Origin of the sequence: Stenotrophomonas sp. TWI273, from assembly GCF_039674765.1 — a bacterium.
Lineage (GTDB): Bacteria > Pseudomonadota > Gammaproteobacteria > Xanthomonadales > Xanthomonadaceae > Stenotrophomonas.
This window is the reverse complement of sequence record NZ_JBDJOA010000004.1, coordinates 73,553-88,272: the sequence shown is the minus strand read 5'-3', so window position 1 is coordinate 88,272 and position 14,720 is coordinate 73,553. Positions and strand designations below refer to the sequence as shown.

General features: G+C 61.8%; 13 protein-coding genes, 1 tRNA gene and 1 pseudogene. 5 read left to right on the top strand and 10 right to left on the bottom strand.

Annotation, left to right across the window (positions count from 1 at the left end; translation table 11 throughout):
* Positions 1 to 282 precede the first annotated feature (282 nt).
* Positions 283 to 531: an AlpA family phage regulatory protein gene (locus ABE571_RS06825; RefSeq protein WP_346477628.1), complete on the top strand. Its 249-nt coding sequence runs from the start codon at positions 283 to 285 to the stop codon at positions 529 to 531.
* A gap of 282 nt (positions 532 to 813) precedes the next feature.
* Entirely contained in the window at positions 814 to 2,157 is a 1,344-nt protein-coding gene (locus ABE571_RS06820; RefSeq protein WP_346477629.1) for a hypothetical protein, read from the top strand.
* Between the two features lie 72 nt (positions 2,158 to 2,229).
* Here the strand turns inward: ABE571_RS06820 and ABE571_RS06815 are convergent, their stop codons facing one another.
* From ABE571_RS06815 to ABE571_RS06800, 4 genes are all read right to left on the bottom strand, one after another.
* Positions 2,230 to 3,450: an ISL3 family transposase gene (locus tag ABE571_RS06815; protein ID WP_346493421.1), complete on the bottom strand. Its 1,221-nt coding sequence runs from the start codon at positions 3,448 to 3,450 to the stop codon at positions 2,230 to 2,232.
* Between the two features lie 65 nt (positions 3,451 to 3,515).
* Complete coding sequence (locus ABE571_RS06810) at positions 3,516 to 4,742, bottom strand: hypothetical protein (RefSeq protein WP_346477631.1); 1,227 nt, start codon at positions 4,740 to 4,742, stop codon at positions 3,516 to 3,518.
* Positions 4,743 to 5,077: 335 nt separating this feature from the next.
* The gene (locus ABE571_RS06805; protein WP_346477632.1) at positions 5,078 to 5,758 is read right to left on the bottom strand and encodes a hypothetical protein; all 681 of its coding nucleotides are present in this window, start codon (positions 5,756 to 5,758) and stop codon (positions 5,078 to 5,080) included.
* A 48-nt stretch (positions 5,759 to 5,806) separates the two neighbouring features.
* Positions 5,807 to 6,763: a hypothetical protein gene (locus ABE571_RS06800; protein ID WP_346493420.1), complete on the bottom strand. Its 957-nt coding sequence runs from the start codon at positions 6,761 to 6,763 to the stop codon at positions 5,807 to 5,809.
* Positions 6,764 to 6,944: 181 nt separating this feature from the next.
* Here ABE571_RS06800 and ABE571_RS06795 point away from each other — a divergent pair, with 181 nt between their 5' ends.
* Positions 6,945 to 7,331, top strand: coding sequence for a helix-turn-helix transcriptional regulator (locus tag ABE571_RS06795; protein WP_346477696.1), 387 nt, complete (start codon positions 6,945 to 6,947; stop codon positions 7,329 to 7,331).
* 224 nt (positions 7,332 to 7,555) lie between these two features.
* Here ABE571_RS06795 and ABE571_RS06790 read toward each other — a convergent pair.
* The 4 genes and pseudogenes from ABE571_RS06790 to ABE571_RS06775 all read right to left on the bottom strand — a co-directional run.
* Positions 7,556 to 7,921, bottom strand: a pseudogene (locus tag ABE571_RS06790) (JAB domain-containing protein); the annotation flags it as partial.
* Entirely contained in the window at positions 7,921 to 8,877 is a 957-nt protein-coding gene (locus ABE571_RS06785; protein WP_346477697.1) for a DUF932 domain-containing protein, read from the bottom strand. The pseudogene ABE571_RS06790 and the gene ABE571_RS06785, both read right to left, overlap by 1 nt.
* Positions 8,878 to 9,897: 1,020 nt before the next feature.
* A tRNA-Ser gene (locus tag ABE571_RS06780) sits at positions 9,898 to 9,987 on the bottom strand.
* A gap of 154 nt (positions 9,988 to 10,141) precedes the next feature.
* Positions 10,142 to 11,134, bottom strand: a complete 993-nt coding sequence (locus ABE571_RS06775) for a LysR substrate-binding domain-containing protein (RefSeq protein WP_346493419.1) — start codon at positions 11,132 to 11,134, stop codon at positions 10,142 to 10,144.
* Positions 11,135 to 11,257: 123 nt separating this feature from the next.
* Here ABE571_RS06775 and ABE571_RS06770 point away from each other — a divergent pair, with 123 nt between their 5' ends.
* Positions 11,258 to 11,839: an NAD(P)H-dependent oxidoreductase gene (locus ABE571_RS06770; RefSeq protein ID WP_313218742.1), complete on the top strand. Its 582-nt coding sequence runs from the start codon at positions 11,258 to 11,260 to the stop codon at positions 11,837 to 11,839.
* Positions 11,840 to 11,942: 103 nt separating this feature from the next.
* On the opposite strand, the gene ABE571_RS06765 is transcribed toward ABE571_RS06770, so the two are convergent.
* The gene (locus tag ABE571_RS06765) at positions 11,943 to 12,536 is read right to left on the bottom strand and encodes a hypothetical protein (protein WP_346493418.1); all 594 of its coding nucleotides are present in this window, start codon (positions 12,534 to 12,536) and stop codon (positions 11,943 to 11,945) included.
* Between the two features lie 382 nt (positions 12,537 to 12,918).
* Here ABE571_RS06765 and ABE571_RS06760 point away from each other — a divergent pair, with 382 nt between their 5' ends.
* Complete coding sequence (locus ABE571_RS06760; protein WP_346493417.1) at positions 12,919 to 13,278, top strand: SH3 domain-containing protein; 360 nt, start codon at positions 12,919 to 12,921, stop codon at positions 13,276 to 13,278.
* Positions 13,279 to 13,403: 125 nt separating this feature from the next.
* Here ABE571_RS06760 and serS read toward each other — a convergent pair whose 3' ends face one another.
* Positions 13,404 to 14,684, bottom strand: a complete 1,281-nt coding sequence (gene serS / locus ABE571_RS06755; protein WP_313212493.1) for a serine--tRNA ligase — start codon at positions 14,682 to 14,684, stop codon at positions 13,404 to 13,406.
* Positions 14,685 to 14,720: the final 36 nt, after the last annotated feature.

Genomic DNA, 14,720 nt, shown 5'->3' with positions numbered 1-14,720 from the left:
TGGCGAGCCTTCCGTCCGGCAACGACATCGCCTGTCGTCGCCGCGGAAGGCCGCCAGCCCGTTCGCTGGAGCCCTCGGTAACCACCATTTAAGTTATAACCAGCCGTCACCCCTCTCGCGGCGCCGCGACTGGTCCGACGAGGCCCTGCTAGGTGCCCACGGTTGCACGGGGCGCGAAACGCCCAAGAGCCTTTCCGGAATGTTCGGAACATTCCGCGGAATCGTCGCCTGCATTGAATCTTTCGTGTTCTATAGCGGTCCTTCCCACGGAGCACCTAAAAGATGTCAAGCATTCCCGCCAACAACTGGGCGCTGCACAGCTACCCGACCGACGGTTCCCGCACCTACTCTCCCGACACCATGCTGCGCCTCAACCAGGTGTGCGAGATCACGGGTAAGAAGAAGAGCTCGCTCTACAAAGCCATCGCGGACGGCGAGTTTCCTGAGCCGAAGAAGATCGGCAAACGTGCCGTGGCTTGGAGCGCGAACGTAGTGTTCCAGTGGGTGGCTGAGCGTCCGTCTGCCCGCTAAGTCGACACTCGTCCCGGTTACATCGGTTGTGCCACTTTGACCGATTACGGGTCTCGCGACCCCATACATGCAGCGCCCTTCGTACTTCAAGCAAACCCGGTATTTATTAGCTAATTGTTTCGCTCTTACCTACTCGTTTGCACGTTTTTCTCAACTGATAAACAAGCCACTTGTTACATCCTCCCTTCATTTAGGTCGGATGAATGAACAGAGGCAATTTCTCCCATCAACCTTTGTTCCCCCTTGCAGGCAACGCCGTTCGGGCAACAGGAAGAACAGAACATGCATTCTCAAGTCCAACGCCACAGCAATGCGGCGAATACTCCCACCATCCTTGAGCGCTCGATCGCTGACCTGATCGAGCGCGAAAGCCGCTATCAGGACATCCTTGACACGCATGTCAAATATCATCTTCCCGACCGAGACCAGTGGGTCGGCGGCTTGGACGACCACCGCTTCAAGGCACATTGCAAAAGCCTGCTGAAACTTCATGCCGCCCTTGCCGATGGCGATGGTGTTCCCTGCTTAGACATCCGAGCCCCGTTCCGCACGGGGGGCCCGCCGTTGCCCGCGGTCAAGCTCAAGTCCCTGGGCATGCGCATTCTTAAGTGCTGCCAGGTCCATGCCGACAATCCTCACTGGAACGCCGCTTGGGCGAACCATGTCTTCCATCCCGCTATCACGGTTTTGCTCCGTTCAATGAAGCGCTACGCCACGCGGACTGCCCTGTGCCATGTCAACAGCAGTGGCATCAGTCATGACCTTGAGCTCGGCACCTTGACGCGCCATCTGGTGCGCTTCGTGCACCGCGTGAACCGATCTTGGAAGTACATTAATGCCGTGAGGGCCTACACGCGCAAGGAGGAGGACAACTTTAAGAGCGCGCGTCACTTCATATATCACTTTGCCGGCAAGCACACCCGTCTCTGCTTCCTACGCATCGACCTTACTCTCCGTACCGCTTGGAAGGACTTCAGCCACTCCGAGGACGCAGACAAGGCAGTAACAGGCTTCCTCCGCTCGTTGCGTAGCAGCGCCTGCCAGCGCAACCTGCTCCCCGGCTACTTGGGCTTCATCATCAAACGCGAGAACGGCATCTCCCGCGGTACGCATTTCCACCTTCTCGTGGTGTTGAACGGCGATCTTCAGGGCCTTACCAGCCGCAGCGTCGACTACATCTCCGATGCCCTTTGCGAAATGTGGCTGCGGCGCATCGGCCATGATCGCGGCAGCGCCCACAACAGCTACAAGGACCGTCGCTCTTGGCCGTTCAATGGACTTGGGCTGCAAGACTTCCAGAGCATCGAAGCGCTTGTGGGCCTGCGCTACGCTCTTTGCTACCTAACGAAGCAAGACTGTGTTTTGAAGACCAGCAACGACACGATCAAGAACTTCTGGCGCACACCGACTCCGTGCGGTACTCGCAAAAAGCGTGGTCCCAAGCGCAAGCGCCAAGACTATCTGTCTCTGCTTCACCACTCGCTGGACGGACCCCGCAGCCCATATCCGCCAGGCTTCGACCCAACGCCATATGTGCTTGCACACAAGCGCAGGCAAGACGAAAAGAAGCCGCGGTACGGCGCCTGGGACAGGGCACCCATCACGGATGATCGCCTCTCGGAATAGCCACGCCCAGCAGCACACACGAAACAGGAAAAGGAGCCTACTCCAGCTCTTTTATCCCAAATTTCTGGTTCTTCACCCAACTCCGGGGAAGGCCGCCCGGATCTTCAGGAAGAAGTACGCGTCGTCTCGGTATCCGTAGGCGACGCGCTTGATGACCTTGATCTTGTTGTTGATGCCTTCCACCAGGTTCGTCCCGAGCGGCCATCGGCAGTGGGCCAGAATGCCCGGGAGATAAGGCTGCAGACGGCGGACAAAGATGCGCAGTGGCTCCAGCCCGCTTCGCAGGGCGCGATGCTTCCATGACCGCCAGGCCTTCTCCGCCCAGCTCTGGCTTCGGTAGCGCCACAGATGCTTCAGGTCATCTTTGAGCAGATAGGTGGTCAGCAGGGCTTTGTTGGCGGCCAGCAGCTCCTCGAGTTGGACGCGCTGCTCGGCCGGGACGTTTTGCCGATTGCGCAGCAGCAGCCAGCGCGAGGTCTTCACCACCCGTCGCGCGGGCTTGTCGGTGCGTAGGCGATTGGCCTCGTCCACCCGCACCCGATCAATGACTTCGCGCCCGTACTTGGCCACCACGTGGAAGAGGTCGTAGACCACTTCAGCATTGGGGCACTGGGCTTTGACCTCCACATCAAAGGCCGAATTCATGTCCATTGCTACGGCTTGGATGCGTTCGCAACCGACCCTGCCGAGTAGCTCAAAGAAGGGACGGATGTCAGCGCGGCTGCGTCCTCGGCCGACCCAGAGTACGCGCTTGCGCGATGGCTCGACGACCACGGTGGCGTAGCGATGCCCCTTCTGGATCGCAAACTCGTCCATCGCGATCACGCGTACGTCCGATAGGTCCACCGGGCCCAGCGTCTGCATCAGATGCCTGAATTCAAGCGCCTTGACCGTCTTCCAGTCTAGACCATGACACTTTGCGGTGGCATGGATGGAGGTGGTGGCGCACATGCGTGCCACGCTCTGCGCAAGCCGTTGCGTTACCTGGGCATGCCGCTCCAGCCAATCCAAGTGCTCCAGTTTCGGCCCACAGCGAGGGCAGGCCAGCCGCTGCCGCTGGACTTCCAACTCCACCGGCTCGTCGAACACGGGCAAGTCACGGATGCGCCGGAGCGTCTGGTCGTGGATGGCCACGACCCACTTGCCGCAGCCACTGCAGCGTCGGCGGCGGCGTGAATCAGGCAACAGCGAAAGCACCAGCCACGTGGCTCCGCCACGTGCCTCGCGGCGCCATCCATCCAGGCGATACCCCGCCCAGCTTCCCAGTAACGGCATACAATCCAGCTTGGCCACGGCCGGCCTCGGTTTGTTTTCTCGACAGCTACAAATCTAGCTGGTCGGCCGTGCGCCTTCTCCCCTCAGATGGGAGAAGAACCAAATTTCTCACGTACAGCACGCAATTTTACCCCACGCTTCCTTGCGCTTTCCTCTAGCCCTGAAACGTCATCCTTGTCGAGGCGCTCCCCGTCAATCAGATACACCAAGTCACCGACTTCCGTTCCATCGAAGCGGTGCGCCATGAGCTTCTCTGCTAAAACAACTCTCGATACGCTCGGTTCCCGATCTTTGAGTTCAAACCAAAAATCGGCAATCGCCAGGATCAGGGCAAGACCGTCGCTCGTGAAGTCGAACTTGTACCTTAAAGATGCGCCATCGCCGTGCAGCTCGTCTATCTGTCCAATCTTGAATTCGCCACGCTTGCCACCACCCTGATCCCGGCCAACTGTCATCCACACGAACTTCTCTGCTGTTCGGTCGGCCCTGTACCTGAAGGCCTTGGCCGCATGTTGCTTCAGCCAGGGCCTAACCCCCGTATCACCACCAACGATCGCCTGTACCCCGTTGAGCCTGTATGCCGCCTGGAACATCCAGTAGATGCCTGGCGCACGCTCTTGATGCTCAAACGGATACGCCACGAGACCTAGGAGATCCATTTTCTCCTGCTTCAATTTCTCGATGTCTAACACATCCAGAAATAGTTCCGATACGTGAACAGTAACACTGGCACGGAATCTATGATCATCGGCACGTATACCAGGCTCGCCGCGACGATTAGCCTTTTCCCACTCCTCTTTGTCCACGATGGCCGCGCACTCAAGCTCAACCTTCACCAGATCGCGGACGGCCTCTATTTTCTCCTCTTTCCTGACTGGTCGACCTCTGAGATCCTGCCCGGTCACGCGATACGTCCGCGCCGGAGCCAAACCCCAGCCCATAAAATTTGGCGACGTGCAAACGTCGGCATGCCCCAATTTTTCGATCGATGCCGTGTCCAGTCGCAGAAAGGCGATGCCGTCCGTCAATTTACTGGCTTGCAGTTGAATTGCGTCCAAGTCTTCGGACGACGCCGATTCCCATGAGATTTCCTCTAATAGCTTTTTCTGGCCCTCGTCCATTGGGGGGAATTCCACTTTGGAAGTCCGGTGCACCAAGTGACGCATCTGGTCCACCTCGAGATAGAGAGGGATGTCCTTTTTCAGCAAGTAGGAAATTGGATCCTCCCCGACTGGCAGAATTGCATGCCACTCATTCCGGACTTCGCCTCTAAATTGCCGCATGCGGCCTTCCCTGCTTGCTTTTTTCACCAAAGCACCTCATTGCAAGATCGATTGGATATCGCCCCCCTATCCTCCCCGAATGACCGGCATTCCCGCAATGGCGCCGCGAGGCTGGAAACTCGTCCGGAAGAGAAAAAAGGTTCCAGCCGCATGGGGAGGACGCCTAAGCGCCCTCCCCGATCTTCCTGTTGACCAGTTCATTGCAGGCCACCGTCAGCGATCCGCCGCGTGTGTGATCGTGGCTCTTATCTACAAGTGGACGGCCCGCCTTTCCGATCCCGCTTGTCCGCGGATGCGCGCATCAGTCACTCCCATGGAAAAGGGCCGCACGAGGCGGCCCTGGCATCAGACGCCAGAACGGGTCAGGGCTGCGCTTGCACCTGCAGCCACTTGTTCCCATGGAGGACATACACGACGTCGTCCTCTATTGATGGGCAGCACGCCGAATCGTCCGGACCCAACGAAAGCAGCTTGAGATGCGCCGTGCTGTCCTTCAGTGTGAGGCTCTGGGCGCTACCGGAAAGCGTGGCGGTATCAGCCAGCTTCAACTGCCCGCCCGTACGCACGAAGGCGGCTAGATAGCCTACCGAGTCATTACCACCGCCAGCGCCTTCCAACGAATACAGGACCGCCACATCCGCTGCACCATCGCCGTCTAGATCACCCTTAAGCGATTTGCGCGCGTCGGCGTACTCGCTTCCCCCATCCTGCGCGGCTCGTGCAGAGATAGCAGTATTGATCACTTCGGCATCCGATGTTGCGGCCATCCGAGTAGCCGCATCAAATGCCAACGCGGAAGCACTGACCGCCGCCGATTCAGACATAGGTTCCGACCTGACCAAATTCGCAAATGCTTCGGGAGAGTCGGTGACTTCCGGCGTTCCGCACTCTACCTTCTCGGCCTCCTCCTGCGTGATGCCTGCCGGCACATGACACCCGGCAAGATTGATTTCCCCAGCCTGCGTCAGTGTCGGCTCTTGCTTGCAGCCTGCTAGGGCCAGTCCAACCACCAGAAGCAACCCCGTGACGTTCAACCTCTTCATGCTTTCTCCTTTTCAATGTCTCAATATGGCTGGGAGGAATTGGCTCCGCTACTGTTGTGGCTTGCCCGATCCGTCACACACAAAGCAATCCGGATCAAGGCCCCTGGCGATCTTGTCGGCACGCCTCTGGGCCTCCTCTGCCTGCCTTTTAGCCTCCCGCTGTGAAGGCGAAAGCAGGCGGACTGCGCCATAACGTGCTTCAGCCGCAGAGAGCAGTGCGCCCTGCTCCGGCATCAGCACGAAGTCATCGCTTGAGGCGATGGAACGGTGGAGGTCCCACATCTGCTGTTCACTCATGTACTTCGTGCCATCCGGTTCGTAGAAGGAGTGCGAAACAACCTTTCCACCTTCGTACGTGATGCGCTCGGAGAGCGTGCCGTCTTCCTTCCGACGGCCCTCCCAGACGCCGATCGGAATGCTGTTGGCGTACTGCCCCTTCGACCTGACCTGCCCGTTCAGATGGTAGCCAATTAGCTCGCCATTGAAGACGTTGTCTACGACATCCGCCTCGAGGGAAAGTTGCTCTGGGTTCTCCACGAAGTAGATCCTGACCCGACCACTCACCTTGCCCTTCGCCATCGGCAGGACAACCACCTTGGCACCAGCTGCATTGTGGAAAACAGTCTCCCCTTCGAGTCCCCCACCACTGAGCTGCCCCTCGTAGGCCACGGCCTGTGAATCACGGTATCGGCACACAAAGTGGTCCGCGAGAAGCCCTTCGTTGACGTCGACGTCGCACAGATACTGCATACCACTCAGTAGTGTCGACATGCTTGCCGGCTGAAACGTATTGAGGTTGCCTAGCACTGTTGTGAGTGCCCCAAGTTGTGGCTCCAATTTGCCGTGGGGCACATTCGTCACCAAGCCATCGAACGGGTCGTTAGAGCCAGCTTCGTAGATCGTCCCATTGCTCAGGTCGGCGTTGCGCCAATCCAGAACTGGCTTGCTGCATGCAGATAGAAACAACGCCCCCCCTAGGGCAGTCCATCGACTGATGCCTTTCATGAATCTCCTTTTTGTTCGCAGGTTTCGCTGATATCGATGCGCCGCCCAAGCGAGACATCGGCAGTTGATGTACGTGTCCTCTATCTGGCAAATAGAGTCTGCCACACCAATAGAGGTTTCGTCATGATTCGGGCCACCCCCGCCTTTCGGTTGCCCTGTGCCCGATTCCTCGCCACGCGCCTTGTTCGCCGCCCGCCTCCTCCAGGCGCGGCAACTGCGTGGTCTGAGTCAGCGCGCGCTAGGGGATCGCATGGGCTTGGGTAAGGAAAAGGGCTCCTCGCGGATCAACCGCTACGAGCACCAAGTCACCGCGATCGGCTTCGACAACCTGGGCCTGCTGGCGCAGCTGTTGGACGTGCCCGCGGCCTACCTATTGGCCGACGATGCGGCGATGGCCGATGCGATCCTTGCTTTGGCCCACGCCGACGACACCCAGCGGGATGCCTTGGCCTCGCTGATCCCCGCACTGGTCGAGGACCCTGCCCTGCTTGCTAAGGTGGTGGAGCTGCTGCAATTGGCGCAGGGGCGACAAGCCAAAGGACTAAGAGCGCAGGCCGACGGAGACTGATCCGCACGTACGGTGCGATGCATCCACGGCGATCTGCCTGGCCCGTGTGGGCCGGGCGCTATGCTCATCCATCGTTTCGACCAGTTAAACCCATCCGCTATCCGCCATCGATACCGATTCGGCGGCGCTGACCACGAAATGGTCGAACAACCGGATATCCTAGTCAAAGCCCCCTTCGGTCGCACCGTGAGCGCACGGTCCGCTGCAGAGGATTCGGTGTTGCCACTGGGATGGTTGTGGGCCAGCAAGACGGCCGAAGCGTTCAACGCTAGAGCCCGTCGAACCACGACGCATGGATGAACTTCCGCCCCATTCACCCTGCCGGAGAACAGTCGCTCCACTGCGATGAGCTGGTTCCGGGTGTTAAAGAAGGCGGATTCGAAATGCTCCCGCTCCTCGCTGCCTAACCGCAGTCGGAAGAACGCACCGCAAGTGGGCACCTCGCTCAAGAATGGTCCCGGTCCACGGACTCTCTGCTTGAGGATCCGTAGCGCCCGGCCGATGGTCCGGGCCTCACGTGCCCGGACAGCCCCAATGCAAGGAGCCGCCCGGGTACCAGTAGTTGCATGAGAGCGTGACCGGGCCTGCATCAGGCCACCAGCTTCATCACTTCGTCCCAAGCCCGCTGTTTGATCTGGGCCCCCGGTCCGAACCAAGCCGCTTCCCGACGATGGTCTTCCGTGCGCGCGCGGCGATGGTGGTCGATGAACTCGGTCACGCTGTTAAGCAGGCCCCAGGCCGTACCGCGGCTGGAGGCCATCAGAGCGCCACGACCGCCGCCCTCGTAAAGCGAGCGTACGCTGGCCATCGCCTGTTCGTTTACCACCGTAGCCTTTCCGTCCAGCCGACTGTAGGTCAGCACCCTACGCAGCAGCCCATCCGCCGAGTCCGGATCCACTGGACGTTCCACCAACGCCTTCACCCGGGCCACGAAACCGTCCCACGACGAGACGGTTATGCCCAGCTGACGCTTCACCGCATCCGGGTCGAAGTGGCTACGGTGTGGCACCTTGATGGCCCCGCTAGCATTGCCCAGCGCGATGGACAGGGTGTTGTTGCAGACCACCCGGACCGAGGTGAACTGCGCCGTGGTCGCCAGTGTGCCGTCACAGGCCGTGGCCAGCAGCAGGTAGCCATCCACCTTGTCGCGGCCCTTCAGCGTCGTGCTCTGGCCGGTGCGGGCCAGCGCCCAGAACTTGCGGCCCTCGCGCAGCACCCCGGCGCTCTCAAGCTCGAACCCGGCGTTGGCAGTCAGATCCCTGTAAAACTCCAGGATTTGGCCCGGCTGCACCACTTGGAAGCGCTTGGAGACCACCGACAGCGGCTTGCGGGTGTCGGAGCGGTACAGCACCTTCTGCTCAGGGTACGAATGGATAGCGCTAGTGGCATCGTTGCCAACGACATAGCGCACTTCCGCCTCCTCGATCTTCCAGTCCATGCCGGCTTGGCACTTCCAGGCATCAATGGGCTGCTGCGGTGCAAGCCGGCTCCCCAAGCCATGCCACGGCCTCTCGCCTGCGTACGCCATCGTTTCAACTAAATGCATCTCGTGCTCCTCGTTTATTGGCGGGACAAACGCATAAGGCCCGAGCAATGCCCGGGCCTTATGCGAGGTACCAAGTTGATCAGAAATCAGTCGAACGGCTCGACCATGCAGGAACATCTGCCGCAAACCGCGCTAGCCGTGCTCTTAATGATCCCCGCCAGAACAGCGGTGGCCACCGCCATAATGCAGTGGACCAACTCTACCCTGCTCCTCATCCTTCTCCGCTCCTGAAAATAGGCTACTGCGGCAGCGTCATGCCCGAAGCCAGTTCCTACCAGCTTCGAGGGGGTAGTATGTGTTTGAAATCTTGTTCAATCCTTGTGAAGCCGGCTCATTTCACTCCCCAGCTCGTTTACAGCCGGCGCCGGGGCGAACGCCGAGGCTGGCCAGACTTGGCACCGTCAGCCAATTGGGCAGCGTGTTGAATGGAACATCTAGCTCCCTCATAGCGTCAGGGCCGTTGGACTCTGCCACCGTGCCCGTCAGCCTCGAAGGACCGCAGGCGGCTGGCTGTGGCTCTGCGAAGGACAAGTAGTCCTCTCTAAGCAATATGCGTTCGGCAACGACACCTGCCGAAGAGCGATCGACCAAGGATGGCGCCTGGCCCCTTGGAATCACGCCAACCACCTCTATCGGTTCGGCGGGTCTAGCAAGCACCAGACTCTAGCCCCTTGTCATCGCCTCGATCTTCGACATCTGCATCCTTGGTAGCCCACCGAGCTGTAGAGAGTACCGCCGGCACTCTACAGGGATGGAAAGCGACCCGATAAGGGAAACACAGCAGTCGACACAAACTCAAAGAGGTCCGGGTCACTGCAGACAAGCGGCCATGCTCCAGCACACCCCAAATTAGGAGGGCTGCCCAGGTGTCGGCACAGGACCTTCCTTACTCAGACTAGATATCCGTGGCCGTCCTTTAGCATCCAAAGCAAGCCAACCTGCCGTGGCATACCAGATGGCACACCAGCGAGGCGGGAAATTAAAAAAGCCCATAAAATACAGGAACTTAGTTAATATGTCTGGCGGAGAGAGTGGGATTCGAACCCACGGAAGGAATGACCCTTCGCCGGTTTTCAAGACCGGTGCCTTAAACCGCTCGGCCATCTCTCCGTATCGGCAGCGCTTCCGCGCCCCGCGTGCCCAGGTCATTGCAACCCAGGCAACCGGTCGGGGCAGCGCCCCGTCCGGCATGGCTCCCCGGCACTGGCCGGGGGTCGCATTCTCGCATTTCAGGTGGGATTTGCCCACCCGCCAGCGGTCGGGCTCAGCCCGCATCCACCGCCAGCGCACCCAAGGCACTGGCCTTGATCTTCTCCTTGGCCCGCTCACACGCGCCATCACAATGCAGGCGCGAGGCCTCCAGCTGCGGCGGCAGGTGTTCGGCCAGGAAGTCGATGAACACGCGCACCGCCGGCAGCAGACCGCGGCGGGAGGCGAAGACGGCGTGGCAGATGCCCTGCGGCAGCGACCAGTCCGGCAGCACTACTTCCAGTTCGCCGTTGCGCACGGCGTCGGCACAGACGGTTTCCGGCAGCATGGTGATGCCGAAGCCGTCCTTGACCATGCTCTGCAGCAGCGGGAAATCGAAACCGGCCACGCGCGGCTGCAGGTCCACGCGGCGGACCGCGCCTTCCGGACCGTGCAGTTCCCAGCGCTGCCGAGCTTCGTCTTCGCTGATGCTCAGGGTGACGTGGTTGGTCAGCTCGTCCGGATCCTTCGGGCGGCCGGCGCGATCGAGGTACTTGGGACTGGCCACCAGCAGTTCCTGCACCTGGCCGAAGCTGCGCATCACCAGGCTGCCATCGTCATCCAGGCGCGAGCGCACGCGCAGGGCGACGTCGTAGCCTTCGTTGATGATGTCCACGCGGCGGTTGCTGATGTTCAACTGCAGCCGCACCTTGGGATACTGCGCCAGGAAGATCGGCAGCAGCTTGGGCAGCTGCATCTGCGCGAGCGAGACTGGCACGCTGGCGCGGACGAGGCCACGTGGCTCGGCGCTGAGGCGGTCGACCACCTCACGCGCGGCCTGGGCCTCGGCGAGCATGGTCTGCGCGTGGCGATGCACGCTGGTACCGACGTCGGTCACCGCGAAGCGGCGCGTGGAGCGCTGCAGCAGGCGGACGCCCAGATCGGTTTCCAGCTGGCTGATACGGCGGCTCAGGCGGGATTTGGGGATGCCGAGCGCGCGTTCTGCTGCGGCGAAACCACCATGATCCACCACCATGGCGAAGTAGTAGAGGTCGTTGAGGTCTTGCATACCGAAGTTCCAGATATAGAACAATACGTGGTATTCAACCACCTTTATTCCAAACAGGCAACAACCTAACCTGATCTCCGTCGGCGGCATCTACCGCCCCTCCCCCAGAATCAGGTGATTGCCATGAAGCTTCTTCACATCGACGCCAGCGTGCTTGGCGAAAACTCGGTCTCCCGCCAGCTCTCCGCCGCCGTGGTCCAGCAGTGGCGCGACCAGGTCCCGGGCCTGGAGGTGAGCTACCGCGACCTCGACGCCCAGCCCGTTGCGCACCTGCGCAGCTCGTCCCTGGCCCAGTCCGACCCGGCCGAGGTAGCCGATGCCGAGCAGGTGCTGGAGCAGTTCCTGGCGGCCGACGTGGTTGTCATCGGCTCCCCAATGTACAACTTCAGCGTCGCCTCCACCCTCAAGGCGTGGATTGACCGCCTGGCCGTGGCCGGGCGCACCTTCAAGTACACCGAGAACGGCCCGGTGGGCCTGGCCGGCGGCAAGCGCGTGATCGTGGCCAGCAGCCGCGGCGGCCTGCACACCGGCGCCCCGACCGACTTCCAGGATCCGTACCTGCGCCAGGTCTTCGCCTTCTTCGGCATCGACAACGTCGAATTCGTGCGGGCCGAGGGCATCGCCTACTCGCCGCAGCACCGCACCGACGCGATTGCCCAGGCCCTGGCCGCGCTGCCGCAGCCGGAAGAACTCGCCGCAGCCTGATCCACGCGGGACCCACACCGTTCCCTCCTCCTCGTCGTGACGGTGTGGGTGTGGCAGAGATGGCCCCTCCCGGGGCCATCTTTTTTTTGAACGCGGCCCCGCCCTACTGGAGTTCGCAGTCGCGTGTCACCGGTGATCCCAGGATCATGCCGTTGCCCGTGCAGGCCGCGAGCACAGTGTCGCCTTTGCCGAGCGCGCCGGCCTCTTCCCTGGAGAGGCCGGAGATCATCACCTGGTTGACGCTTCCGGCCTTCAGCTGCACCTGCGGCTTATCCATCAGATCTGTCTGGATGCTGGCAACTTCACCTGAGATCAGCAGTCGCTTGCCTTTGTAGAGGACGTCGGCGGCGACCTCATTGGCCTCGTAGTCCCGAGAGAGCTGGCGCGCCGTGATTTCGACAGGCGCGACGGGCGCGACCGCGGTGTCCTGCTGGCTACCCTTGTCCGCGTGGGTTTGGGCATCGGGGGCCGGCTGACTGATCGCGCTGACGGCGCCGGCGAATACCACGACGCCCACGAGGTAGACCACCGGGGAGGCGACAAGGGACAGCAGGAGCTGGGCGATGCCTTTGCCGGCGCCACCCTTGCCCATCGCCACGACGGCCAGGATGAAGGCGACCAGATTGAGCGGCCAGCCGAGGAACATCCCGAGCCCCGGAAACGGGATCAGGAAGCATAGCCAGGCGATGCCCAGCATCAGCCATGCAGCGATGCCGGCGGGATTTGAGGATGGGAGGGGTGCAGCCGCTGTATTCACCGGGCGTCCTGTGGAAGTAGAGGTCAGTGCCCAGCCTGTTCGCTGTGTGCCGCAGGAAATGGGCGTCGATCACACCGCCACGTGAGCGCCGTGCGGGCCGCCCACCGGATGCTCAAATCCGCGAAGCCCCGTGCCTGCCGTCTCTGCGGCCCTCCACGCCGCGTGCCGCCCACTCGGCCGTCAACTTCTCCTACATTTCATCAAGGCGCTTTCTGACCTGCCTCTCTTCCTTTCTGGAAGCCGCACCGATGACGCAATCAACGCTGCAGCGTCGCGGGAATGGCCGCTAAGCTGGGGGCCCTTTGCACACAGCTGATTCCGCATGGATTACCGCGTCGTCCAGACCCACCGCAGTGAGTTCCCCCACCCGATCACCCTGCAGCCCGGCGACGCGCTGCAGGTCGGCGAGCGCTATCAGGGGCCCGAAGGCTGGGACAACTGGTATCTGTGCCAGACGCCCGGGCAGGAAGCCGGCTGGGTGCCCGCACAGGTGATCGGCAGGAACACCCAGGGCGACGCCGTGGCAGCCGAGGCGTACTGCGCGCGCGAGCTGGACGTGGACGTGGGCCAACACGTGCGGGGGGAGCGCGTGCTCAATGGCTGGCTGTGGTGCGAGGTGGTGGGCGGTGATACGTCTGGTTGGGTGCCGTTGGGCGTGTTGGCACCGATGACGGACGGGTAGAGCCACCCCATGGGTGGCTGCAGGTGATGCATGACCGGAACGGCAGCCACCCATGGGGTGGCTCTACCGGGCGCCAACAAAAAACCCGCCGTTCGGCGGGTTTTTTCATGCGTCACGGCGCTGGATCAGCCGATGACGTCCACGCCGCCCATGTAGGGCTTGAGCACGTCCGGCACGGTGATGCTGCCGTCGGCGTTCTGGTAGTTCTCCATCACCGCGATCATCGCGCGGCCAACCGCCACGCCCGAACCGTTGAGCGTGTGCAGCAGCTCGGGCTTGCTGGTTTCCGGGTTGCGCCAGCGGGCCTGCATGCGGCGCGCCTGGAAATCACCGCAGTTCGAGCACGAGGAAATTTCGCGGTAGGTGTCCTGCGAGGGCAGCCACACTTCCAGGTCATAGGTCTTGATGGCCGAGAAGCCCATGTCGCCGGTGCACAGCAGCACCTTGCGGTACGGCAGGCCGAGCTTTTCCAGCACGACTTCCGCACAGCGGGTCATGCGCTGGTGCTCTTCATCGCTCTGCGCCGGGGTGCACGCGGCGACCAGCTCCACCTTCTCGAACTGGTGCTGGCGGATCATGCCGCGCACGTCGCGGCCGCCACTGCCGGCTTCGGCACGGAAGCACAGCGAATGGGCGGTCATGCGCAGCGGCAGCTGCTCGGCGTCGATGATCTCGTCGCGCACGATGTTGGTCAGCGGCACTTCCGAGGTCGGGATCAGGTAGCGCGTGGATTCGCCCACGGCGGTCTTGAACAGGTCGTCCTCGAACTTCGGCAGCTGGCTGGTACCGCGCAGCGACTCGGCATTGACCAGGGCGGGCACGTTGGTTTCTTCATAGCCGTGCTCGCCGGTGTGCAGATCGAGCATGAACTGCGCCAGCGCGCGGTGCAGGCGCGCGATCGGGCCACGCAGCACGGTGAAGCGCGAGCCGGACAGCTTGGCCGCGGTCTCGCCATCCAGCCAGCGGTTGCGGGCGCCGAGCTCGACGTGGTCCAGCACCGGGAAATCGAACGCGCGCGGGGTGCCCCAGCGCTTCTGTTCGACATTGTCCGATTCATCCTTGCCGGCCGGCACATCCTCGGCGGGCAGGTTCGGAATGCCCAGCGCGATCGCTTCGATTTTCTCGCGCAGCGCATCCAGGGCCACTTCCGAGGCCTTCAGCTCATCGGCGAACGCGGCCACCTCGGCCATGATCGCCGAGACGTCCTCGCCCTTGGCCTTGGCCTGGCCGATGGCCTTGGAACGACTGTTGCGCAGGCTCTGCAGCTCCTGCGTGCGCACCTGGATGCGCTTGCGATCGGCTTCCAGCGACTCCAGCCCGGAGACATCCAGCTCGAAACCGCGCGAGGTGCGCAGGCGTTCGGCAAGGTCGGCGGGCTGTTGGCGGAGCAGGGCTGGATCGAGCATGGCGGCAGAGGGGTCTACGGATTCGGAGGGGGATTA